The following is a 16,632-nucleotide window of genomic DNA, read 5'->3' on the forward strand; positions in this document are numbered from 1 at the left end:
GCCCCCCGCCGTGCACCTCGCCGCGAGCCACGGACCAGGATCCGGACCCGGACCCGGTCCCGACAACACCGTCTTCTACGTCTGCGGTGTGTCCCTGCTGCTCATCTGCCTGCTGAAGGTCCCCGCGCTGCTGCGCCGCCGCAACGACCTGCTGCTGGGCGCCGTGGTCCTGCTGCTCTTCGACGGCGCGCTGGTCTTCTTCTTCGCGGCACCCGACTCCCTGGCCGCGCTCAACCGGGCCACCGGGATCGCCAACTTCGCCGCCCCGGTGGCGTATTCGGCGATCGTCACCTTCGCCGGGGCGAGCCTGCTGCTGATCACGAACTGGCGGCCGGCCCCGCCGGAGCAGACACGGCGCGCCTCCCGGGTGTGCATCGCGGTCTATCTGCTCGTCGTCGCCGCCATCAACGTCCTGTTCTGGCTGGGGCACGCCCCGGTGGAGCAGCTCACCCTCTTCGACGGCTACTACGCCCGCACCCCCTTCATCCGGGAGATGATCCTGACCTACCTCGTGGCACACGGCGTGGGCACCCTGGCCACCAGCGTCCTGTGCTGGCGCTGGTCGACGGAGGTCCAGGGCTCCCTGCGCGCGGGGCTGCGCCTGCTGGCCCCCGGCTATCTGCTCCACGTGGGCTACGACGTCGTCAAGCTGGTCGCGATCGCCGGACTGTGGTCGGGGCACCGGTGGGACTTCCTCATCGACCGGGTGGCTCCGCAGACCGCGGCGCCGTCCGCGGCGCTCGTCGTCTGCGGCTTCCTGCTCCCGCTGGCCGGGCCGCGGCTGGCCCACACCACCGGCTCGCTGCGGCAGTTGCGCGACCTGTCCCCGCTCTGGCGCGAACTGCGCCAGGTGCCCACCCCCGGCGCGATCCGCACCTCCCTGCCCTGGTGGTCCTCGCCGGCCGTACGGCTCACCCGGCAGAAGACCCGCATCTACGACGCGTTGCTCGCCCTGGCCCCGTACTGCGACGCCGGCGTGCGCGAGCGCGCCCTGCGCGCCGCGCTCGGCCGCGGCGAGGACCGGGCCGCCGCGGACGCCACCGCGGACGCGGCGATGGTCGTCGTGGCCCGGACGCGGCAGCACGGCGCGGGACCGGAGCCGGGGCCGGACACGGCGCCGTGCCCGGCCCCCTGGCGTCCGCATGACCTGGTCCCGCTGTCCCGGGCGCTCTCGTCGCCCGTCGTGGCGGGCCTTCGAGAGCACCCCGGCATCCCCGCAGAAAGCAGCTCCCATGACTGACCGCCTCAGAACATCCACCCGTGCCGTCGTCATCGGGGGCAGTCTCGCGGGCATGCTCGCCGCGGCCGCCGTCAAGGACGGCGTCGACACCGTCGAGATCATCGAGGCCCACGCGCTGCCGAGCGGCCCGGAGCCGCGTGCCGGTGTCCCCCAGGCCGCCCACATCCATCCCCTGCTCTCGGGCGGCGCGGACGCGATCGAGGCCCTGCTGCCGGGCACGATCGGCCAGTTGGTGGCCTCCGGTGCGCACCGGGTGCCCATGACGACGGACATGGTCTACCTCTCCCCCGAGGGCTGGTACCGGCGCTGGCGCAGGAACACCCAGTACCTGGTGGCCGCCAGCCGCGATCTGACCGACTCCGTCGTCCGCGAGCGGGTCCTCAAGGACCCGCGGGTCACGGTCCGCCCGCACTGCCGGGCCACCGGCCTGCTCGGCGACGCCGGCCGGGTCACCGGAGTCCGCCTCCGCGGCGCCGACGGCACGGAGACGGAACTGGCCGCCGACCTCGTCGTCGACGCCTCGGGCCGCTCGACCCGCACCCCGCACTGGCTGGCCGGACTCGGCATCACCGGCCTGGCCGAGGACCGCATCGACTCCGGCCTGGCGTACGCCAGCAGGATCTACCGCGCCCCGTTCTCCACCAGCGGCTGGCCGGTGGTCAACATCGTGGCCGATCCCCGGCGGCCGGGCGGGGCGGGCAGCATCGTCCCCATCGAGGGGGACCGCTGGCACGTCAGCCTCTCCGGCCCTCCGGGCGCCCAGCCCGGCAACGACCCCGCCGAGTTCGAGGCGTTCGCGCGCGGTCTGCGCCACCCGCTCATCGCGGACCTCCTGGCCGGCGCCGAACCGCTCACGGACGTCACCGTCACCCACAGCACGGTCAACCGGCGTCACTACTACGAGCGCCTGGACGCCTGGCCCGAGGGCCTGGTCGCGCTCGGCGACTCCGTGGCCGGTTTCAACCCCGTCTACGGCCACGGCATGTCGGCGGCGGCCCAGGGCGCCCTCGCCCTGCACCGGCTCACGTCCGGCGGACTCTCCGACGGCCTGTCCCGGCGGGCGCAGCGTGCCGTCGCCCGGCCCGTCGGCCTCGCGTGGTCCCTGGCCGTCGGGCAGGACATCCACCGTCCGGATGTGCGCGGCAAGCGGCCGAGTCCCGCGGACCGGCTGCTGCACCGCTACGTGAGCCGACTCTCCCGGACCGCGGGCGGCAGCTTCCGGGTCGCCACGGCCCTGACCGAGGTCCTCACCCTCCAGGCCGCGCCGACCGTCCTGCTCCGCCCGGACGTCCTCCTCGCGGCCGCGGCAGGGCCCCTGCGTCCGCCGGTGGACGGCCCGATGTTCACCGAGGGGGAACTCCGGCTGCTGCGCGAGGCGGGCATATCGCTCACCGCGCCCTGACCCCGACGACGCCGACGCCCTCCAGCAGTTCGCGTTCGGCCCGGGTGAACTGAGGCCCGCTCAACGGCGTCCGCAGGGGCCCGGCGAGCGCCGCCAGCAGCACACTCGGCCTGACGAGCGACACCGGCGGCGCCTGGAGGGCCAGGACGTCGGTCAGGGCGGTGGCCGCGCGGAAGGACCCCGTCGCCGTGCGGGAGAGCCTGCTGACGTAGCGGTGCAGCAGGCGGTCGGCGGGGTTCGGCCGCCTGCCCCGGGTGGCGGGGAAGTGGATGTCCTGGCCGGTGCTCAGGGCCCACGCGCTGTCGACGGGGCGGGCGATCGCGCGCTGGGCACGGCGCGTCCATCCCGGCCTCGGCCCGGCCGCTGCCGCCTCGCACAGCGCGACGGCGCCCTGGGCGGCCACCGTGATGCCCTGCGCGTACACGGGGTTGAAGCAGGCCACGGAGTCGCCGAGCGCGAGCAGGCCGTCCGGCCAGGAAGCGAGGCGCTCGTAGTAGTGGCGCCGGTTGGCCGTGCTGTGGGTGACGGTGACGTCGGTGAGCGGTTCGGCGCGGGCCAGCAGATCGGCGATGACCGGGTGGCGCAGGGCGCGGGCGAAGGGGAGGAACGCCGCCGCGTCCCGGCCCGGCTGCGCGCCGGGTCCGCCCATCAGGCTGACGTGCCAGCGCTCGTCCTCGATGGGCAGGATGCCTCCCGAGGTGGCCGGCCGGTCCAGGCGCGGGTCGGCCTGCACGCCGACGACGGGCCAGCCGCGGGTGGGCACCGGGGCGCGGTAGACACGGCTGGCGTAGGCCAGGCCGGAGTCGACCGTGGCCTCTTCGAGGCCGCGGACACCCAGCCGGGCGAGCCACCGGGGCATACGGGTGCCGCGCCCGGAGGCGTCGACGACCAGATCGGCGCCGAGCGCGTACTCCGTACCGTCCGCTCCACGCACCCGCACCCCGGTGACCCGTCCGCGGTCGCCGAGCAGCCCCACGACCCTGGTCCCGGCGCGCACCCCGACCCGGGGATCCGCGAGGACCCGCTCGCGGACGACGAAGTCGGTCAGGTCCCGGCCGGCGGTGATCACATGGTGCGTGGAGCGCTTCCAGTGCCGGTACCAGCCCTCGGGAGAGCAGACGACCATGTTGGTGGTCACCGGTACGCGGTGGGCGCCGGCGGCCAGCAGCAGCTCCGTGCAGCCGGGGAGGAGGAGGTCGATTGCCTCGGCCCCACCGGTCTGAAGGAAGTGGATGTGGGCGGCCTGGGAACACCCGCACGCGGTCCAGGACCCGCCGGTACGTCCTGGGCCTCGATGATCTCGACCGCTTCGGCGCGGTCCTTGACGGCCGCCGCCGCGAGCAGGCCGGCGATGCTGCTTCCGATGACGACGACACGAGCGCGGCCCGGACGCCGGGTATCCGTCATGACGCACTGCCTTCCGGGCCGCACGGGCCTGTTGGAGGGGGACGTTCGCGATCATGAGGTGCCCACGACACGCTAGCGAGAGGCTTCGGCTCGCTTCAACGAGCGCTCGTCAGCCACCGGACGGTGAGTCGGAGGCGGTGGGGCCCCGACGACGCGCACCGCGCCCGCCGGACCCTGAGACCTTCCTCACAGCACGGCCGCACCCCGGCCCCGCCCGCGGCACTTCCCGGGCAATGCGAAAGCCCCGCAGGTCCGAGACCTGCGGGGCTTTCAGCTGTGCGCGAGGGGGGAGTTGAACCCCCACGCCCTTTCGGGCACTGGAACCTGAATCCAGCGCGTCTGCCTATTCCGCCACCCGCGCATTGGGTGTGTCCTCCGGTGCCGCTCCCTTGCGGGCCCGGCGCCTTCCGACATGCAGAACATTAGCACGCCGCGCCGGGTGGTTTCACATTCCTTTCCCGGGGGCAGACGGGCCTGCCGGGCCAGGGGACCACCAGGTCAGGGACCTTGGGCCGACGGCCCTGCCCCGGCCCCCCAGCCCGGCGGCCGACCACCGCCCCTCCCGCACCGCCACCGCCGGCCACGCCCGGCCACGCCCCGGACGAGCCCAGCCCCACGGCCCCTCGCCGCACCGCGTGGCACCGCCCCCGGGCAGCCGGTACCGCCCGCCCGTCCATCCGCCCGTCCGTATCAACCAGTGCTTGTTCGCGTATCAACCTCGTACCGGTCCGCCCCGTCTCCCCAGGAGCCGGGGCCGAGCGGCGCCGGGTGCGGGACACTGGTCCGTGGCCGCCTCTACGATCCTGGGCAGAAGTACGGAGCAGAAGTACGGAGGGGTACTCCCCGAAGGACCCGAAGGAGTACTCAGCGGTACGAACCGACCACCAGGCGTCGACGACCCGTCGACGGGTCCGACAGGGGGAACCAGCCGATTTACCGGCGCGTGGATACGATCAGTAAGCAGTACCAGGTAAGCAGGACGCAGCAGCACGACGGCAAGACCCGCAACATCCGCAGCACCGGCAGGACCAGAAGCGACGGCCACGACGGAGGAGGTGCCCCATGGGAGTCCTGAAGAAGTTCGAGCAGCGCCTCGAAGGTCTGGTCAACGGCACTTTCGCCAAGGTCTTCAAGTCCGAGGTTCAGCCCGTGGAGATCGCGGGCGCGCTCCAGCGCGAGTGCGACAACAACGCGACCATCTGGAACCGCGACCGCACGGTCGTACCCAATGACTTCATCGTGGAGCTGAGCGCGCCCGACTACGAGCGGCTCAGCCCCTACTCCGGACAGCTCGGCGACGAGCTGGCCGGCATGGTGCGCGACTACGCCAAGCAGCAGCGCTACACCTTCATGGGCCCGATCAAGGTCCACCTGGAGAAGGCGGACGACCTGGACACCGGTCTGTACCGGGTGCGCAGCCGTACGCTCGCCTCGTCCAGCAGCCAGCAGGGCCAGGCGCCCCAGGCGGCCCCGCCGCAGGGGCCCCCGCCGGGTCCCGTCGCACCCGGCCGCCCCGGCGCACCGGGCGGCTACGGCTACCCGCCGGCCGCACCGCCCGCCGCGGCGCCCCCCATGCCCGCGGCACCGCCGCCCGGCGGCCACGGCTACCCGCCCGCCGCCGCCCAGCGGCCCCCGCAGGCCCCGGCGGCCGGCGGCCGCACCCGCTACTGGATCGAGATCAACGGCACCCGCCATCAGATCTCCCGCCCGACGCTGGTGCTGGGCCGCAGCACCGACGCCGACGTGCGGATCGACGACCCCGGCGTGTCCCGCCGGCACTGTGAGATCCGGACCGGAACGCCCTCGACGATCGCGGATCTCGGCTCCACCAACGGCATCGTGGTGGACGGGCAGCACACCACCCGCGCTACGCTCCGCGACGGCTCGCGGATCGTCGTGGGCAGCACCACCGTTATCTATAGGCAAGCCGAAGGGTGAACCGGGGGCAATGTCAGAGCTGACCCTCACGGTCATGCGGCTGGGTTTCCTGGCCGTACTGTGGCTGTTCGTGATCGTGGCCGTGCAGGTCATCCGCAGCGACCTGTTCGGTACGCGCGTCACCCAGCGGGGGTCCCGCCGGGAGGCCGCACGGCCCCAGCAGACCGGCCGGCAGGCCGCGCGCCAACAGGCCGCGCCGCCGCAGCAGCGCGGCCAGCAGGGCGGCGGCCGACGCCGCAACGCCCCCGCCAAACTGGTGGTGACCGAAGGCACCCTCACGGGCACCACGGTCGCGCTCCAGGGACAGACGATCACCCTGGGCCGCGCGCACGACTCCACGATCGTGCTGGACGACGACTACGCCTCCAGCCGTCATGCCAGGATCTACCCGGACCAGAACGGCCAGTGGATCGTCGAGGACCTCGGCTCCACCAACGGCACGTACCTGGACCGGTCCCGGCTGACGACCCCCACACCGATCCCGCTGGGCGCGCCGATCCGCATCGGCAAGACCGTCATCGAGCTGCGGAAGTAGTGCTACGTCATGAATGAGCGCGAGCGGAGCGAGCACGCGGCGGCGGCCGGCCCCCAGGGCCGCGGCGCGCTCCCGACCGGAGGGTGGGCAGTGTGGCTCGACACGATCGGCTGTACCCGGAGCCGTCGGGCGAGGTGCGCATGAGTCTGTCACTGCGCTTCGCCGCCGGATCGCACAAGGGCATGATCCGCGAGGGCAACGAGGACTCCGGTTACGCCGGTCCCCGGCTGCTGGCCATCGCCGACGGCATGGGCGGCCAGGCCGCGGGAGAGGTCGCCTCCTCCGAGGTGATCTCCACCATCGTGCCCCTCGACGACGACATCCCGGGCTCCGACGTCCTCACCTCGCTCGGCACGGCCGTGCGGCGCGCCAACGACCAGCTGCGCGCCATGGTCGAGGAGGACCCCCAGCTGGAGGGCATGGGCACCACGCTCACCGCCCTGCTGTGGACCGGTCAGCGCCTCGGCCTGGTGCACGTCGGCGACTCGCGCGCGTATCTGCTGCGCGACGGCGTGCTCACCCAGATCACCCAGGACCACACCTGGGTGCAGCGCCTTGTCGACGAGGGACGCATCACCGAGGAGGAGGCCAGCACCCACCCGCAGCGCGCCCTCCTGATGCGCGCCCTCGGCAGCGGCGAGCACGTCGAACCGGACCTGTCCATCCGCGAGGTGCGGGCGGGCGACCGGTACCTGATCTGCTCCGACGGCCTGTCCGGCGTGGTCTCCCACCAGACGATGGAGGAGACCCTCGCCAGCTACCAGGGCCCGCAGGAGACCGTGCAGGAGCTGATCCAGTTCGCGCTGCGCGGCGGCGGCCCCGACAACATCACCGTCATCGTCGCCGACGTCCTCGACCTGGACACCGGCGACACCCTCGCGGGGCAGCTCTCCGACACCCCGGTGGTCGTCGGCGCGGTCGCCGAGAACCAGCACCACCTGCACGACAACGGCATCATGCAGACCCCGGCGGGACGTGCCTCCGGCCTCGGCCGCCAGGTGCCCGGCCAGGGCGGCGGGGGCGGCGAGTTCGGCCCGCCCGGCTCCGGCGGTGACACCACCGGCTTCATCTCCACCGACGGCCTGGACTACGGCGAGGACGACTTCGCCAAGCCGCGCCGGGGCCGCAGGTGGCTGAAGGTCTCCCTGTACACGGTGCTCGCGCTCGCCGTCATCGGCGGCGGTCTGTACGGCGGCTACCGCTGGACGCAGACGCAGTACTACGTCGGCACCAACGACGACCACGTGGCGCTCTACCGGGGCATCAGCCAGGATCTGGCCTGGGTGAAGCTGTCCGAGGTGGAGAAGGACCATCCCGAGATCGCGCTCAAGGACCTGCCGCCGTACCAGCAGAAGCAGGTCACCGCGACCATCGCCGAGGGCGGTCTCCCGGAGGCGCAGAAGAAGGTCGACGAGCTGTCGGTGCAGGCCTCCGCGTGCCGCAAGGAGTCCGAGCGCCGCGCCGCCGAGGCCAAGAACGGCGACAAGGCCGACAAGACCGACAAGGCCGACCAGGGCAAGGACAGCGGGAAGAGCGGCGACGGCAAGAAGGGCGGCACCTCGGGAACCACCCCGGCCGCCTTCACGTCCAGGACGGCGTCGACGCCGAACCCCTCGACGTCCGGTGCCCCCTCGTCCCCCTCGTCCCAGGATCCGTCCACGTCCACGACCGCGACCGCGACCACGTCCAGCCCCGGCCCCACTCTCTCGGAGGAAGAGCAGAAGGTCGTCTCGCTGTGCGGTAAGCAGTAGGCAAGCCGTGAGAGGCCCTGTCACACGATGAGCAGTACTACCAACTCACCGACGCACCACACGTCCACGATCGGCGCCATCGGAGCGCCCAGCCGCCGCAACACCGAACTGGCGCTGCTGGTCTTCGCGGTCGCCATCCCGGTGTTCGCCTACGCCAACGTGGGCCTGGCCATCAGCAACGAGATCCCGGCCGGTCTGCTGAGCTACGGACTGGGCCTCGGCCTGATGGCGGGCGTCGCCCACCTCGTCGTCCGCAAGTTCGCTCCCTACGCCGACCCGCTGCTGCTCCCGCTGGCCACACTGCTCAACGGGCTCGGCCTGGTCATCATCTGGCGTCTGGACCAGTCGAAACTGCTCCAGTACATCAAGCAGGCCGGCGACAAGGCGCCCACCCAGCTGCTGTACACGGCGATGGGCATCGCGCTCTTCGCGGTCGTGCTGATCTTCCTCAAGGACCACCGCGTCCTTCAGCGCTACACGTACATCTCCATGGTCGGCGCGCTGGTCCTGCTGCTGCTGCCGCTGGTCCCCGGCCTCGGTCTGCCCGTCTACGGCGCCAAGATCTGGATCCACGTCGGCGGCTTCTCCATCCAGCCCGGTGAGTTCGCCAAGATCGTGCTGGCCGTCTTCTTCGCCGGTTACCTGATGGTGAAGCGGGACGCGCTCGCCCTGGCCAGCCGCCGCTTCATGGGCCTGTACCTGCCGCGCGGCCGGGACCTCGGCCCGATCCTGGTGGTCTGGGTCATCTCGATCCTCATTCTGATCTTCGAGACGGACCTCGGCACCTCGCTGCTGTTCTTCGGCATGTTCGTCGTCATGCTGTACGTCGCCACCGAGCGCACCAGCTGGATCGTCTTCGGTCTGCTGATGTCGGCGGTCGGCGCGTTCGGCGTGGCCAGCGTCGAGCCGCACGTCCACCAGCGCGTCCAGGCGTGGCTGGACCCGATGAACGAGTACCTGCTCAGCCACAAGGGCGTGGTGGGCCACTCCGAGCAGCTCCAGCAGGCGCTGTGGGCGTTCGGCTCGGGCGGCACCCTCGGCTCCGGCCTCGGCCAGGGCCACTCCGACCTCATCCGGTTCGCCGCCAACTCCGACTTCGTCCTCGCCACCTTCGGCGAGGAGCTGGGCCTGGCCGGTCTGATGGCGATCCTGCTGCTCTACGGCCTGATCGTGGAACGCGGCATCCGCACCGCGCTCGCCGCCCGCGACCCGTTCGGCAAGCTGCTCGCCGTCGGCCTGTCCGGCGCCTTCGCGCTCCAGGTCTTCGTGGTGGCCGGCGGTGTGATGGGCCTGATCCCGCTGACCGGTATGACGATGCCGTTCCTCGCGTACGGCGGTTCCTCCGTCATCGCGAACTGGGCCCTGATCGGCATCCTGATCAGGATCAGCGACACCGCCCGCCGCCCGGCGCCCGCGCCCGCCTCCAACTCGGACGCCGAGATGACCCAGGTGGTCCGCCCCGGCGGCGCCGGGCCCGTGGAGTGACCTCGCCCGCCACGGCTTCCGGAACCGGCACCCGCCCCGTTCCGGAAGCCGTCCGCGGTTTTCCGGAACCCGCCGTGCCGCGGCCGCGTCTATGGACCAGTGGCGGCGGACGGCCCCGCCCGGGAGGCACAGACACTGCCTCTAAACTGGGGCCGGCCATGGATGAGCGTCAGCACCGACGGCACCGAGAGACTGAAGCGGCAGGCGCACCTGTCAGCTTGTGGAAAGGCCGGATGTGAACAAGCCCCTGCGCCGGATCGCGATCTTCTGCGGACTGCTGGTCCTCACGCTGCTCATCCGCGACAACTGGCTCCAGTACGCCAAGGCCGACAGCCTGAAGAACGACGACAACAACCGTCGCGTCACCATCGCCCGCTACGCCACGCCGCGCGGTGACATCATCGTCGGCGGCTCGCCGATCACCGGGTCGGTGGAGACCAAGACCAGCGCGATCGACGACCTGAAGTACAAGCGGACGTACAAGGACGGCCCCATGTGGGCGCCCGTCACGGGCTTCGCCTCGCAGGCCTTCGGGACCACGCAGCTGGAGAACCTGGACGACAAGATCCTCACCGGCAACGACGACCGGCTCTTCTTCCGTAACACCCTGGACATGCTCACCGGGAAGCCCAAGCAGGGCGGCAATGTCGTCACCACGCTGAACGCGGCCGCGCAGAAGGCGGCGTACAACGGGCTGAAGGGCCGCGGCAAGGGCGCCGTCGTCGCGCTCGAACCGTCCACCGGCAAGATCCTCGCGCTGGCCTCCTTCCCGTCCTACGACCCCGGCTCCTTCGCCGGCGCCTCCACCGCGGACGGCAAGGCGCGCAACAAGCTCCAGAAGGAGAACGACCCGGACGACCCGACGCTGAACCGGGCACTGCGCGAGACCTACCCGCCGGGCTCCACCTTCAAGGTGGTCACCGCCGCCGCCGCGCTGGAGAACGGGCTGTACACCTCGGCCGACCAGAACACGGACTCGCCGGACCCGTGGATCATGCCGCACACCACCACCCCGCTGCCCAACGAGGGCACGATCCCCTGCAAGAACGCCAACATGCGCGAGGCGCTGCGCTGGTCCTGCAACACCGTGTTCGGCAAGATCGGCGCCGACCTGGGCAACAAGAAGATGCTGGACGAGGCGAAGAAGTTCGGCTTCACCAGTGAGCAGTTCACCCCGGTGCGCTCCAACGCCTCGGTGTTCTCCGACAACATGGAGCCCTCGCAGGTCGCGCAGTCCTCGATCGGCCAGTTCAACACCGCCGCCACCCCGCTCCAGATGGCCATGGTCGTCTCCGCGGTCGCCAACGACGGCAAGCTGATGAAGCCGTACATGGTGGACAAGCTCCAGTCGCCGAACCTGGACACGCTGGAGCAGACCCAGCCCGAGGAGCTGAGCCGGCCGCTGTCCTCGAAGAACGCCCAGATCCTCCAGGACATGATGGAGACGGTCGTCGAGAAGGGCACCGGCAAGAACGCGCAGATCGGCGGCGGCGTCACCGTCGGCGGCAAGACCGGTACCGCCCAGCACGGCGTGAACAACAAGGAGAAGCCGTACGCCTGGTTCATCTCCTACGCCAAGACGAGCGACGGCAGCGCGCCGGTGGCCGTGGCCGTGGTCGTCGAGGACAAGGAGGCCAGCCGCGAGGACATCTCCGGCGGCGGCCTCGCGGCGCCCATCGCGAAGAGCGTCATGCAGGCGGTCATCAACTCCAAGCGGTGATCTCCGTCACGGGTCCTTCACAACGGTGCATGGTGCGGTACCGGTCCTGTATCGGGTGACGGGCTTGGCCGGGTCCCACAGAACTAGCCGGGTACGGTAGGCCCGGACGGAAGCTCCGGTGGCACAAGCCGTGCCCGCCGGGACCGACGGAGAGGGCTGGTAGGTAGCTATGGAAGAGCCGCGTCGCCTCGGCGGCCGGTACGAGCTGGGCCATGTGCTCGGCCGTGGTGGCATGGCGGAGGTGTACCTCGCGCATGACACCCGCCTGGGCCGCACCGTGGCGGTGAAGACGCTGCGCGCCGACCTGGCGCGCGACCCTTCCTTCCAGGCCCGGTTCCGCCGGGAGGCCCAGTCGGCCGCCTCGCTCAACCACCCCGCGATCGTCGCGGTCTACGACACGGGCGAGGACTACATCGACGGGGTCTCGATCCCGTACATCGTCATGGAGTACGTCGACGGCTCCACCCTCCGTGAGCTGCTGCACAGCGGGCGCAAGCTGCTGCCCGAGCGGGCCATGGAGATGACCATCGGCATCCTCCAGGGACTGGAGTACGCCCACCGCAGCGGCATCGTGCACCGCGACATCAAGCCGGCCAACGTCATGCTGACCCGCAACGGCCAGGTCAAGGTGATGGACTTCGGCATCGCCCGCGCCATGGGCGACTCCGGCATGACCATGACGCAGACGGCCGCGGTCATCGGCACCGCCCAGTACCTCTCCCCGGAGCAGGCCAAGGGCGAGCAGGTCGACGCCCGCTCCGACCTGTACTCGACGGGCTGCCTGCTGTACGAGCTGCTCACCGTCCGGCCGCCGTTCGTCGGCGACTCCCCGGTGGCGGTGGCCTACCAGCACGTCCGCGAGGACCCCCAGCCGCCGAGCGTCTTCGACCCCGAGATCACGCCCGAGATGGACGCGATCGTGCTGCGCGCGCTGGTCAAGGACCCCGACTACCGCTACCAGTCGGCCGACGAGATGCGCGCCGACATCGAGGCGTGCCTCGACGGCCAGCCGGTCGCGGCCACCGCCGCGATGGGCGCGGTGGGCTACGGCGGCTACCCGGACGACCAGCCGACGACCGCGCTGCGCTCCGACGCCGGGGCCCCCGCCACCACGATGCTGCCGCCCATGAACCCGGACGACGGCGGCTACGGCTACGACGACCGGCCCGACCGGCGCAGCCGCCAGCCGAAGAAGTCCAACACCTCGACGATCCTCCTGATCGTCGCCGCCGTGCTGGTCCTGATCGGCGCCATCCTGATCGGCAAGTACGTCTTCACCGGCCACGGCGCGACCAGTGAATCGATCCCCGCGCCGAACTTCGTGGGCCAGACCAAGACCGAGGCGCAGACCTCCGCGGACAACGTCAACCTGAAGCTGTCGTTCAGCGAAAAGGAGTGCGACGACCAGCCCAAGGGCCATGTCTGCTCCCAGGACCCCGCGCCCAAGGCCGACGTCAAGAAGGGCGACACGGTCAGCCTGGTCATGTCGACCGGGGCGCCGAAGGTCACGGTCCCGGACGTCACCGGCCTCACCTTCGACAAGGCCTCCGCGCAGCTGACCGACAAGGACCTCAAGGTCGAGAAGCGGGAGCAGGAGTCCGCCGACCGCCCCGAGGGTGTCGTCATCTCGCAGGATCCGGGCGGCGACAAGGAGGTCGAGAAGGGCGCGACGATCACCCTGACGGTCGCCAAGCCCGTCGCGAAGGCCACCGTCCCCCAGGTCAACGGCCAGAGCTGTGACGCGGCCAAGCAGCAGATGCAGGCCAACGGCCTCCAGGGCGACTGCGTCGAGGTCGACAACAGCGACCCCAACCAGGCCGGCAAGGTCATCAACACCGTCCCGGGCCCCGGCCAGCAGGTCGACAAGGACTCGAAGGTGACGATCCAGATCGGCAAGCAGGTCGAGCAGCCGCAGCAGACCCAGGTGCCCTCCGTGCGGGGCAAGAAGGTCTCGGAGGCCAAGCAGATCCTGAACGCGGCAGGCTTCACCAACATCCAGTTCGCGGGCAGCGGCGGCGACGACAACGCGTTCGTCATCAACCAGGACCCGCAGCCGGGCCAGCAGACCGACAACCCGGGCGGCACGCAGATCACGCTGACGACCGTCGGCGGTCAGGGCGGCAACAACGGCAACGGCGGGAACGGCGGCGACCACGGCGGCTTCTTCCCCTGACCGGCCCGGCCCGTCCGGTGAACGGAGCCCCGGTCCTCGTCCATGAGGGCCGGGGCTCCGTCGTGCCGCCCCGGCGAGCGCGGGGCAAGCCGGGGGGGGGGGGGAGAGAGACCGCAGGGGGAAGAGACCGGGCTCAGTCCAGTTCCTTCGGCGGCGTCCGCTTGCCGTCGACCGGGTCCACGCGGACCAGCTCGCCCCAGACCACGTACCGGTAGCGGGAGGTGTACACGGGCGTGCAGGTGGTCAGCGTGATGTAGTGGCCCGGCTTCTTCACCCCGGACTCCTCCGGGATCCGGTCCAGGACGCCGACGTCGAACTTCGAGGTCTCCGGGAGGATGTCGAAGACCTTGTAGACGTACCACTTGTCCCGGGTCTCGAAGACGATCGGGTCGCCCTCGCGCATCTTGTCGATGTTGTGGAACTTCGCGCCGTGCCCGTCCCGGTGCGCGGCGAGGGTGAAGTTGCCCTTCTTGCCGGTCACCGGCAGGGCCGCGGCGACGGGGTCCGTGTAGTAGCCGGCCACGCCGTCGTTGAGGATGTCGGTGGAGGTGCCCTTCTTCACCAGCACCTCACCGTTGTGCATGGCCGGGACGTGCAGGAAGCCGATGCCGTCCTTGGTGTCCAGGGCACCGGGACCGGGCGCGGAGTGCGCCCACTGGTCGCGGACCTTGTGGCCCTGCCGGTCGGCCTTGCGGTCCGCTATGACGTTCGTCCACCACAGGGAGTAGACGACGAACAGGCCGAGCACCAGGCCCGCCGTGATGAGGAGTTCACCGAACACGCTGACGGCGAGCGCCACCCGGCCGCCGCGCCGGCGGCGCCGGCCCGGTGCCGGACCGTCCTCTGTGTGCTCTGCCGTGTCGTCGGCGGTCGCTGCCACTGTTCCCTCTGCTCTTTACTGCCCTTTAGCCGATGAGTTAGCTGACGAGCGCATCCGGCTTTCCCTTGCTGCGCGGCCGTTCCTCGACCATCCTGCCCCAGACGATCAAGCGGTACTTGCTGGTGAACTCCGGGGTGCAGGTGGTGAGCGTGATGTACCGGCCGGGCTCGGTGAAGCCCGAGCCCTTGGGCACCGGGTCCAGGACGGCGGTGTTGCCGGGCGAGGTCACCGGGAGCGTCGACGTCATCTTGTAGACGTAGTACGCGTCCTGTGTCTCCACCACGATCGGGTCGCCCGGCTTGAGCCGGTTGATGTACCGGAAGGGCTCGCCGTGGGTGTTGCGGTGGGCCGCGAGCCCGAAGTTGCCCGTCTTCGCGTCCGGCATCGCCGTGTCGAAGTCGCCCTTGCCGTAGTGCCCGACCATGCCCTTGTCCAGCACCTGCGCCTTGCTGGTGCCCTCGGCGACCGGCACCACCACGTCGAGCGCGGGGATGTGCAGGAGGGCGAAGCCCTGCCCCGGCTCGAAGGTGCCCGGGTTGCGCCTGCCGCTCGCCCAGTCGTCCTGGAGGTGGTGGGCCTCGCTGCCCGCCTGCGCGTGCGCGCGGATGTTCGTCCACCACAGCTGGTAGGTGACGAACAGCAGCATCACCACACCTGTGGTGATGAACAGCTCGCCGACGATCCGGCTGACGACGACACCGGGGGACGGCCGCCGCGCCCGTGCCCGCCTGCGGGCCTCCACCCGGGTCAGCGGCGCGGACGGCCCGCCGTCCGCCGGGGACGGTCCGGCCGCGGGGCCGGTGCCCCGTCGGCGGCTGTGACGGCTGTGACGGCTCCTGGCGGCCTTTCTGCGGGCCGCGCGCCCCTCGTGGGGCTCCTGGTCCGCCGAGGAGCTGGAAGAGGCCGTGGCGCCCGCTGAGCGCCCTCGCGCCCCGGGTGCCGTCCCCGCCCCCGGACCGGCCGCCGCGGTGGGACCGGCGACCCGCAGCGCCATCGTCTCGTCGTCGGCCGGCGCCGGGCCGGGCTGCGGTCCGGCGCGGAAGCCGGGCGCCGCCGAGGCGTGCGAGTCGTACGGCGCCGCCGCGTACGGGTCCCCGGAGGCGTACGCCTCCGTGCCGTACCGGTCGGCGCCGGACTCGCGCTCGGGGCGCAGCGCGGTCACGCCGTGGCCCTGCCCACCACCGGGGCGAGCCCCGCCGACATCGCCACGGCACCCGTGTCGCCGCACTCCGCCAGCCAGTTGGCCAGCATCCGGTGCCCGTGCTCGGTCAGCACCGACTCGGGGTGGAACTGCACGCCCTCCACCGGCAGTTCCCGGTGGCGCAGGCCCATGATGATGCCGTCGTGCGTGCGGGCGGTGACCTCCAGCTCGGCCGGGACGGTGGCGGGCTCGGCGGCCAGCGAGTGGTAGCGGGTCGCGGTGAAGGGGGAGGGCAGCCCGGCGAAGACGCCCTTGCCGGTGTGCTCGACCGGCGAGGTCTTGCCGTGCAGCAGTTCGGGCGCCCGGTCCACCACACCGCCGTACGCCACCTGCATCGACTGCATGCCCAGGCAGACGCCGAAGACGGGGACGCCGGTGGCGGCGCAGTGCCGGACCATGTCCACGCAGACCCCGGCCTGCTCGGGCGTGCCCGGCCCCGGCGAGAGCAGCACGCCGTCGAAACCGTCCTGGGCGTGCGCCGTCGACACCTCGTCGTTGCGCAGCACCTCGCACTCGGCGCCGAGCTGGTAGAGGTACTGGACCAGGTTGAAGACGAAGCTGTCGTAGTTGTCGACGACGAGAATCCGCGCGCTCACTGGTTGTCCACCGTCACATCGTTGAAGGGAAGCAGCGGCTCCGCCCAGGGGAAGACGTACTGGAACAGGACGTAGACCACGGCCAGGACCAGCACGAGTGAGATCAGGGCCTTCAGCCACGCGTTGCCCGGCAGATGCCGCCAGATCCAGCCGTACATGCCGTCCCTTCCGTCTCCCCACGGCACCCGATGCACGCCGTACCGCACCAGACTAACGGCGCGATGCCCTCGGTTTCCGGCCTTCCGGGAGCAGTTCCCCCTTCCCGGTCCGGTCCCGGTCCGGCTCCGGTCCGGGACGCGGGCGC

13 protein-coding genes and 1 tRNA gene are annotated in these 16,632 nt (G+C 71.5%); 8 read left to right on the forward strand and 6 right to left on the reverse strand.

Features of this window, described 5'->3' with window-relative positions; translation table 11 throughout:
• Positions 1-10 precede the first annotated feature (10 nt).
• The gene (locus tag B086_RS40695; protein WP_018569159.1) at positions 11-1,240 is read left to right on the forward strand and encodes an MAB_1171c family putative transporter; all 1,230 of its coding nucleotides are present in this window, start codon (positions 11-13) and stop codon (positions 1,238-1,240) included.
• A complete protein-coding gene (locus B086_RS0124930) occupies positions 1,233-2,642 on the forward strand; it encodes an NAD(P)/FAD-dependent oxidoreductase (RefSeq protein ID WP_037873835.1) in 1,410 nt (469 codons plus the stop codon). The genes B086_RS40695 and B086_RS0124930 overlap by 8 nt, the downstream gene beginning before the upstream one ends.
• Here B086_RS0124930 and B086_RS40700 read toward each other — a convergent pair.
• Positions 2,629-3,780 (reverse strand): NAD(P)/FAD-dependent oxidoreductase, encoded by a 1,152-nt coding sequence (locus tag B086_RS40700; protein WP_018569161.1) that lies wholly within the window; start codon positions 3,778-3,780, stop codon positions 2,629-2,631. The two genes, B086_RS0124930 and B086_RS40700, sit on opposite strands and share 14 nt — an antisense overlap.
• A gap of 546 nt (positions 3,781-4,326) precedes the next feature.
• Positions 4,327-4,410, reverse strand: a tRNA-Leu gene (locus tag B086_RS0124940).
• 701 nt (positions 4,411-5,111) lie between these two features.
• Here B086_RS0124940 and B086_RS0124945 point away from each other — a divergent pair.
• From B086_RS0124945 to pknB, 6 genes are all read left to right on the forward strand, one after another.
• A complete protein-coding gene (locus B086_RS0124945; protein WP_018569162.1) occupies positions 5,112-5,987 on the forward strand; it encodes an FhaA domain-containing protein in 876 nt (291 codons plus the stop codon).
• 10 nt (positions 5,988-5,997) lie between these two features.
• Positions 5,998-6,522 (forward strand): FHA domain-containing protein FhaB/FipA, encoded by a 525-nt coding sequence (locus B086_RS0124950; protein WP_018569163.1) that lies wholly within the window; start codon positions 5,998-6,000, stop codon positions 6,520-6,522.
• 140 nt (positions 6,523-6,662) lie between these two features.
• Positions 6,663-8,273 carry a Stp1/IreP family PP2C-type Ser/Thr phosphatase gene (locus B086_RS0124955; RefSeq protein ID WP_018569164.1) on the forward strand — a complete coding sequence of 537 codons (1,611 nt, stop codon included), beginning with the start codon at positions 6,663-6,665 and terminating at the stop codon, positions 8,271-8,273.
• A 27-nt stretch (positions 8,274-8,300) separates the two neighbouring features.
• Positions 8,301-9,758 carry an FtsW/RodA/SpoVE family cell cycle protein gene (locus B086_RS0124960; protein WP_018569165.1) on the forward strand — a complete coding sequence of 486 codons (1,458 nt, stop codon included), beginning with the start codon at positions 8,301-8,303 and terminating at the stop codon, positions 9,756-9,758.
• A gap of 235 nt (positions 9,759-9,993) precedes the next feature.
• Complete coding sequence (locus B086_RS0124965; protein WP_018569166.1) at positions 9,994-11,478, forward strand: penicillin-binding transpeptidase domain-containing protein; 1,485 nt, start codon at positions 9,994-9,996, stop codon at positions 11,476-11,478.
• Positions 11,479-11,647: 169 nt separating this feature from the next.
• Positions 11,648-13,651, forward strand: a complete 2,004-nt coding sequence (pknB, locus tag B086_RS0124970; RefSeq protein ID WP_018569167.1) for a Stk1 family PASTA domain-containing Ser/Thr kinase — start codon at positions 11,648-11,650, stop codon at positions 13,649-13,651.
• A gap of 133 nt (positions 13,652-13,784) precedes the next feature.
• Here pknB and B086_RS0124975 read toward each other — a convergent pair whose 3' ends face one another.
• The 4 genes from B086_RS0124975 to B086_RS43130 are packed head-to-tail and all read right to left on the reverse strand — an operon-like array spanning position 13,785 to position 16,486.
• Positions 13,785-14,531, reverse strand: coding sequence for a class E sortase (locus B086_RS0124975; protein WP_018569168.1), 747 nt, complete (start codon positions 14,529-14,531; stop codon positions 13,785-13,787).
• 37 nt (positions 14,532-14,568) lie between these two features.
• On the reverse strand, positions 14,569-15,693 hold the full coding sequence (locus tag B086_RS0124980; RefSeq protein ID WP_018569169.1) for a class E sortase: 1,125 nt from the start codon (positions 15,691-15,693) through the stop codon (positions 14,569-14,571).
• Positions 15,690-16,328 carry an aminodeoxychorismate/anthranilate synthase component II gene (locus B086_RS0124985; RefSeq protein ID WP_018569170.1) on the reverse strand — a complete coding sequence of 213 codons (639 nt, stop codon included), beginning with the start codon at positions 16,326-16,328 and terminating at the stop codon, positions 15,690-15,692. The genes B086_RS0124980 and B086_RS0124985 overlap by 4 nt, the downstream gene beginning before the upstream one ends.
• A complete protein-coding gene (locus B086_RS43130) occupies positions 16,325-16,486 on the reverse strand; it encodes a hypothetical protein (RefSeq protein WP_018569171.1) in 162 nt (53 codons plus the stop codon). Before B086_RS43130 ends, B086_RS0124985 begins: the two co-directional genes overlap by 4 nt.
• Positions 16,487-16,632 lie beyond the last annotated feature (146 nt).

The organism is Streptomyces sp. PsTaAH-124 (assembly GCF_000373685.1).
Classification (GTDB): Bacteria; Actinomycetota; Actinomycetes; order Streptomycetales; family Streptomycetaceae; genus Streptomyces; species Streptomyces andamanensis.

Excerpts from the sequence above, each read along its gene's own strand:
- B086_RS0124930 (WP_037873835.1), top strand. The coding sequence starts at position 1,233 with ATGACTGACCGCCTCAGAACATCCACCCGTGCCGTCGTCATCGGGGGC.
- B086_RS0124945 (WP_018569162.1), top strand. The coding sequence starts at position 5,112 with ATGGGAGTCCTGAAGAAGTTCGAGCAGCGCCTCGAAGGTCTGGTCAAC.
- B086_RS0124950 (WP_018569163.1), top strand. The coding sequence starts at position 5,998 with ATGTCAGAGCTGACCCTCACGGTCATGCGGCTGGGTTTCCTGGCCGTA.
- B086_RS0124955 (WP_018569164.1), top strand. The coding sequence starts at position 6,663 with ATGAGTCTGTCACTGCGCTTCGCCGCCGGATCGCACAAGGGCATGATC.
- B086_RS0124960 (WP_018569165.1), top strand. The coding sequence starts at position 8,301 with ATGAGCAGTACTACCAACTCACCGACGCACCACACGTCCACGATCGGC.
- pknB (WP_018569167.1), top strand. The coding sequence starts at position 11,648 with ATGGAAGAGCCGCGTCGCCTCGGCGGCCGGTACGAGCTGGGCCATGTG.
- B086_RS43130 (WP_018569171.1), bottom strand. The coding sequence starts at position 16,486 with ATGTACGGCTGGATCTGGCGGCATCTGCCGGGCAACGCGTGGCTGAAG.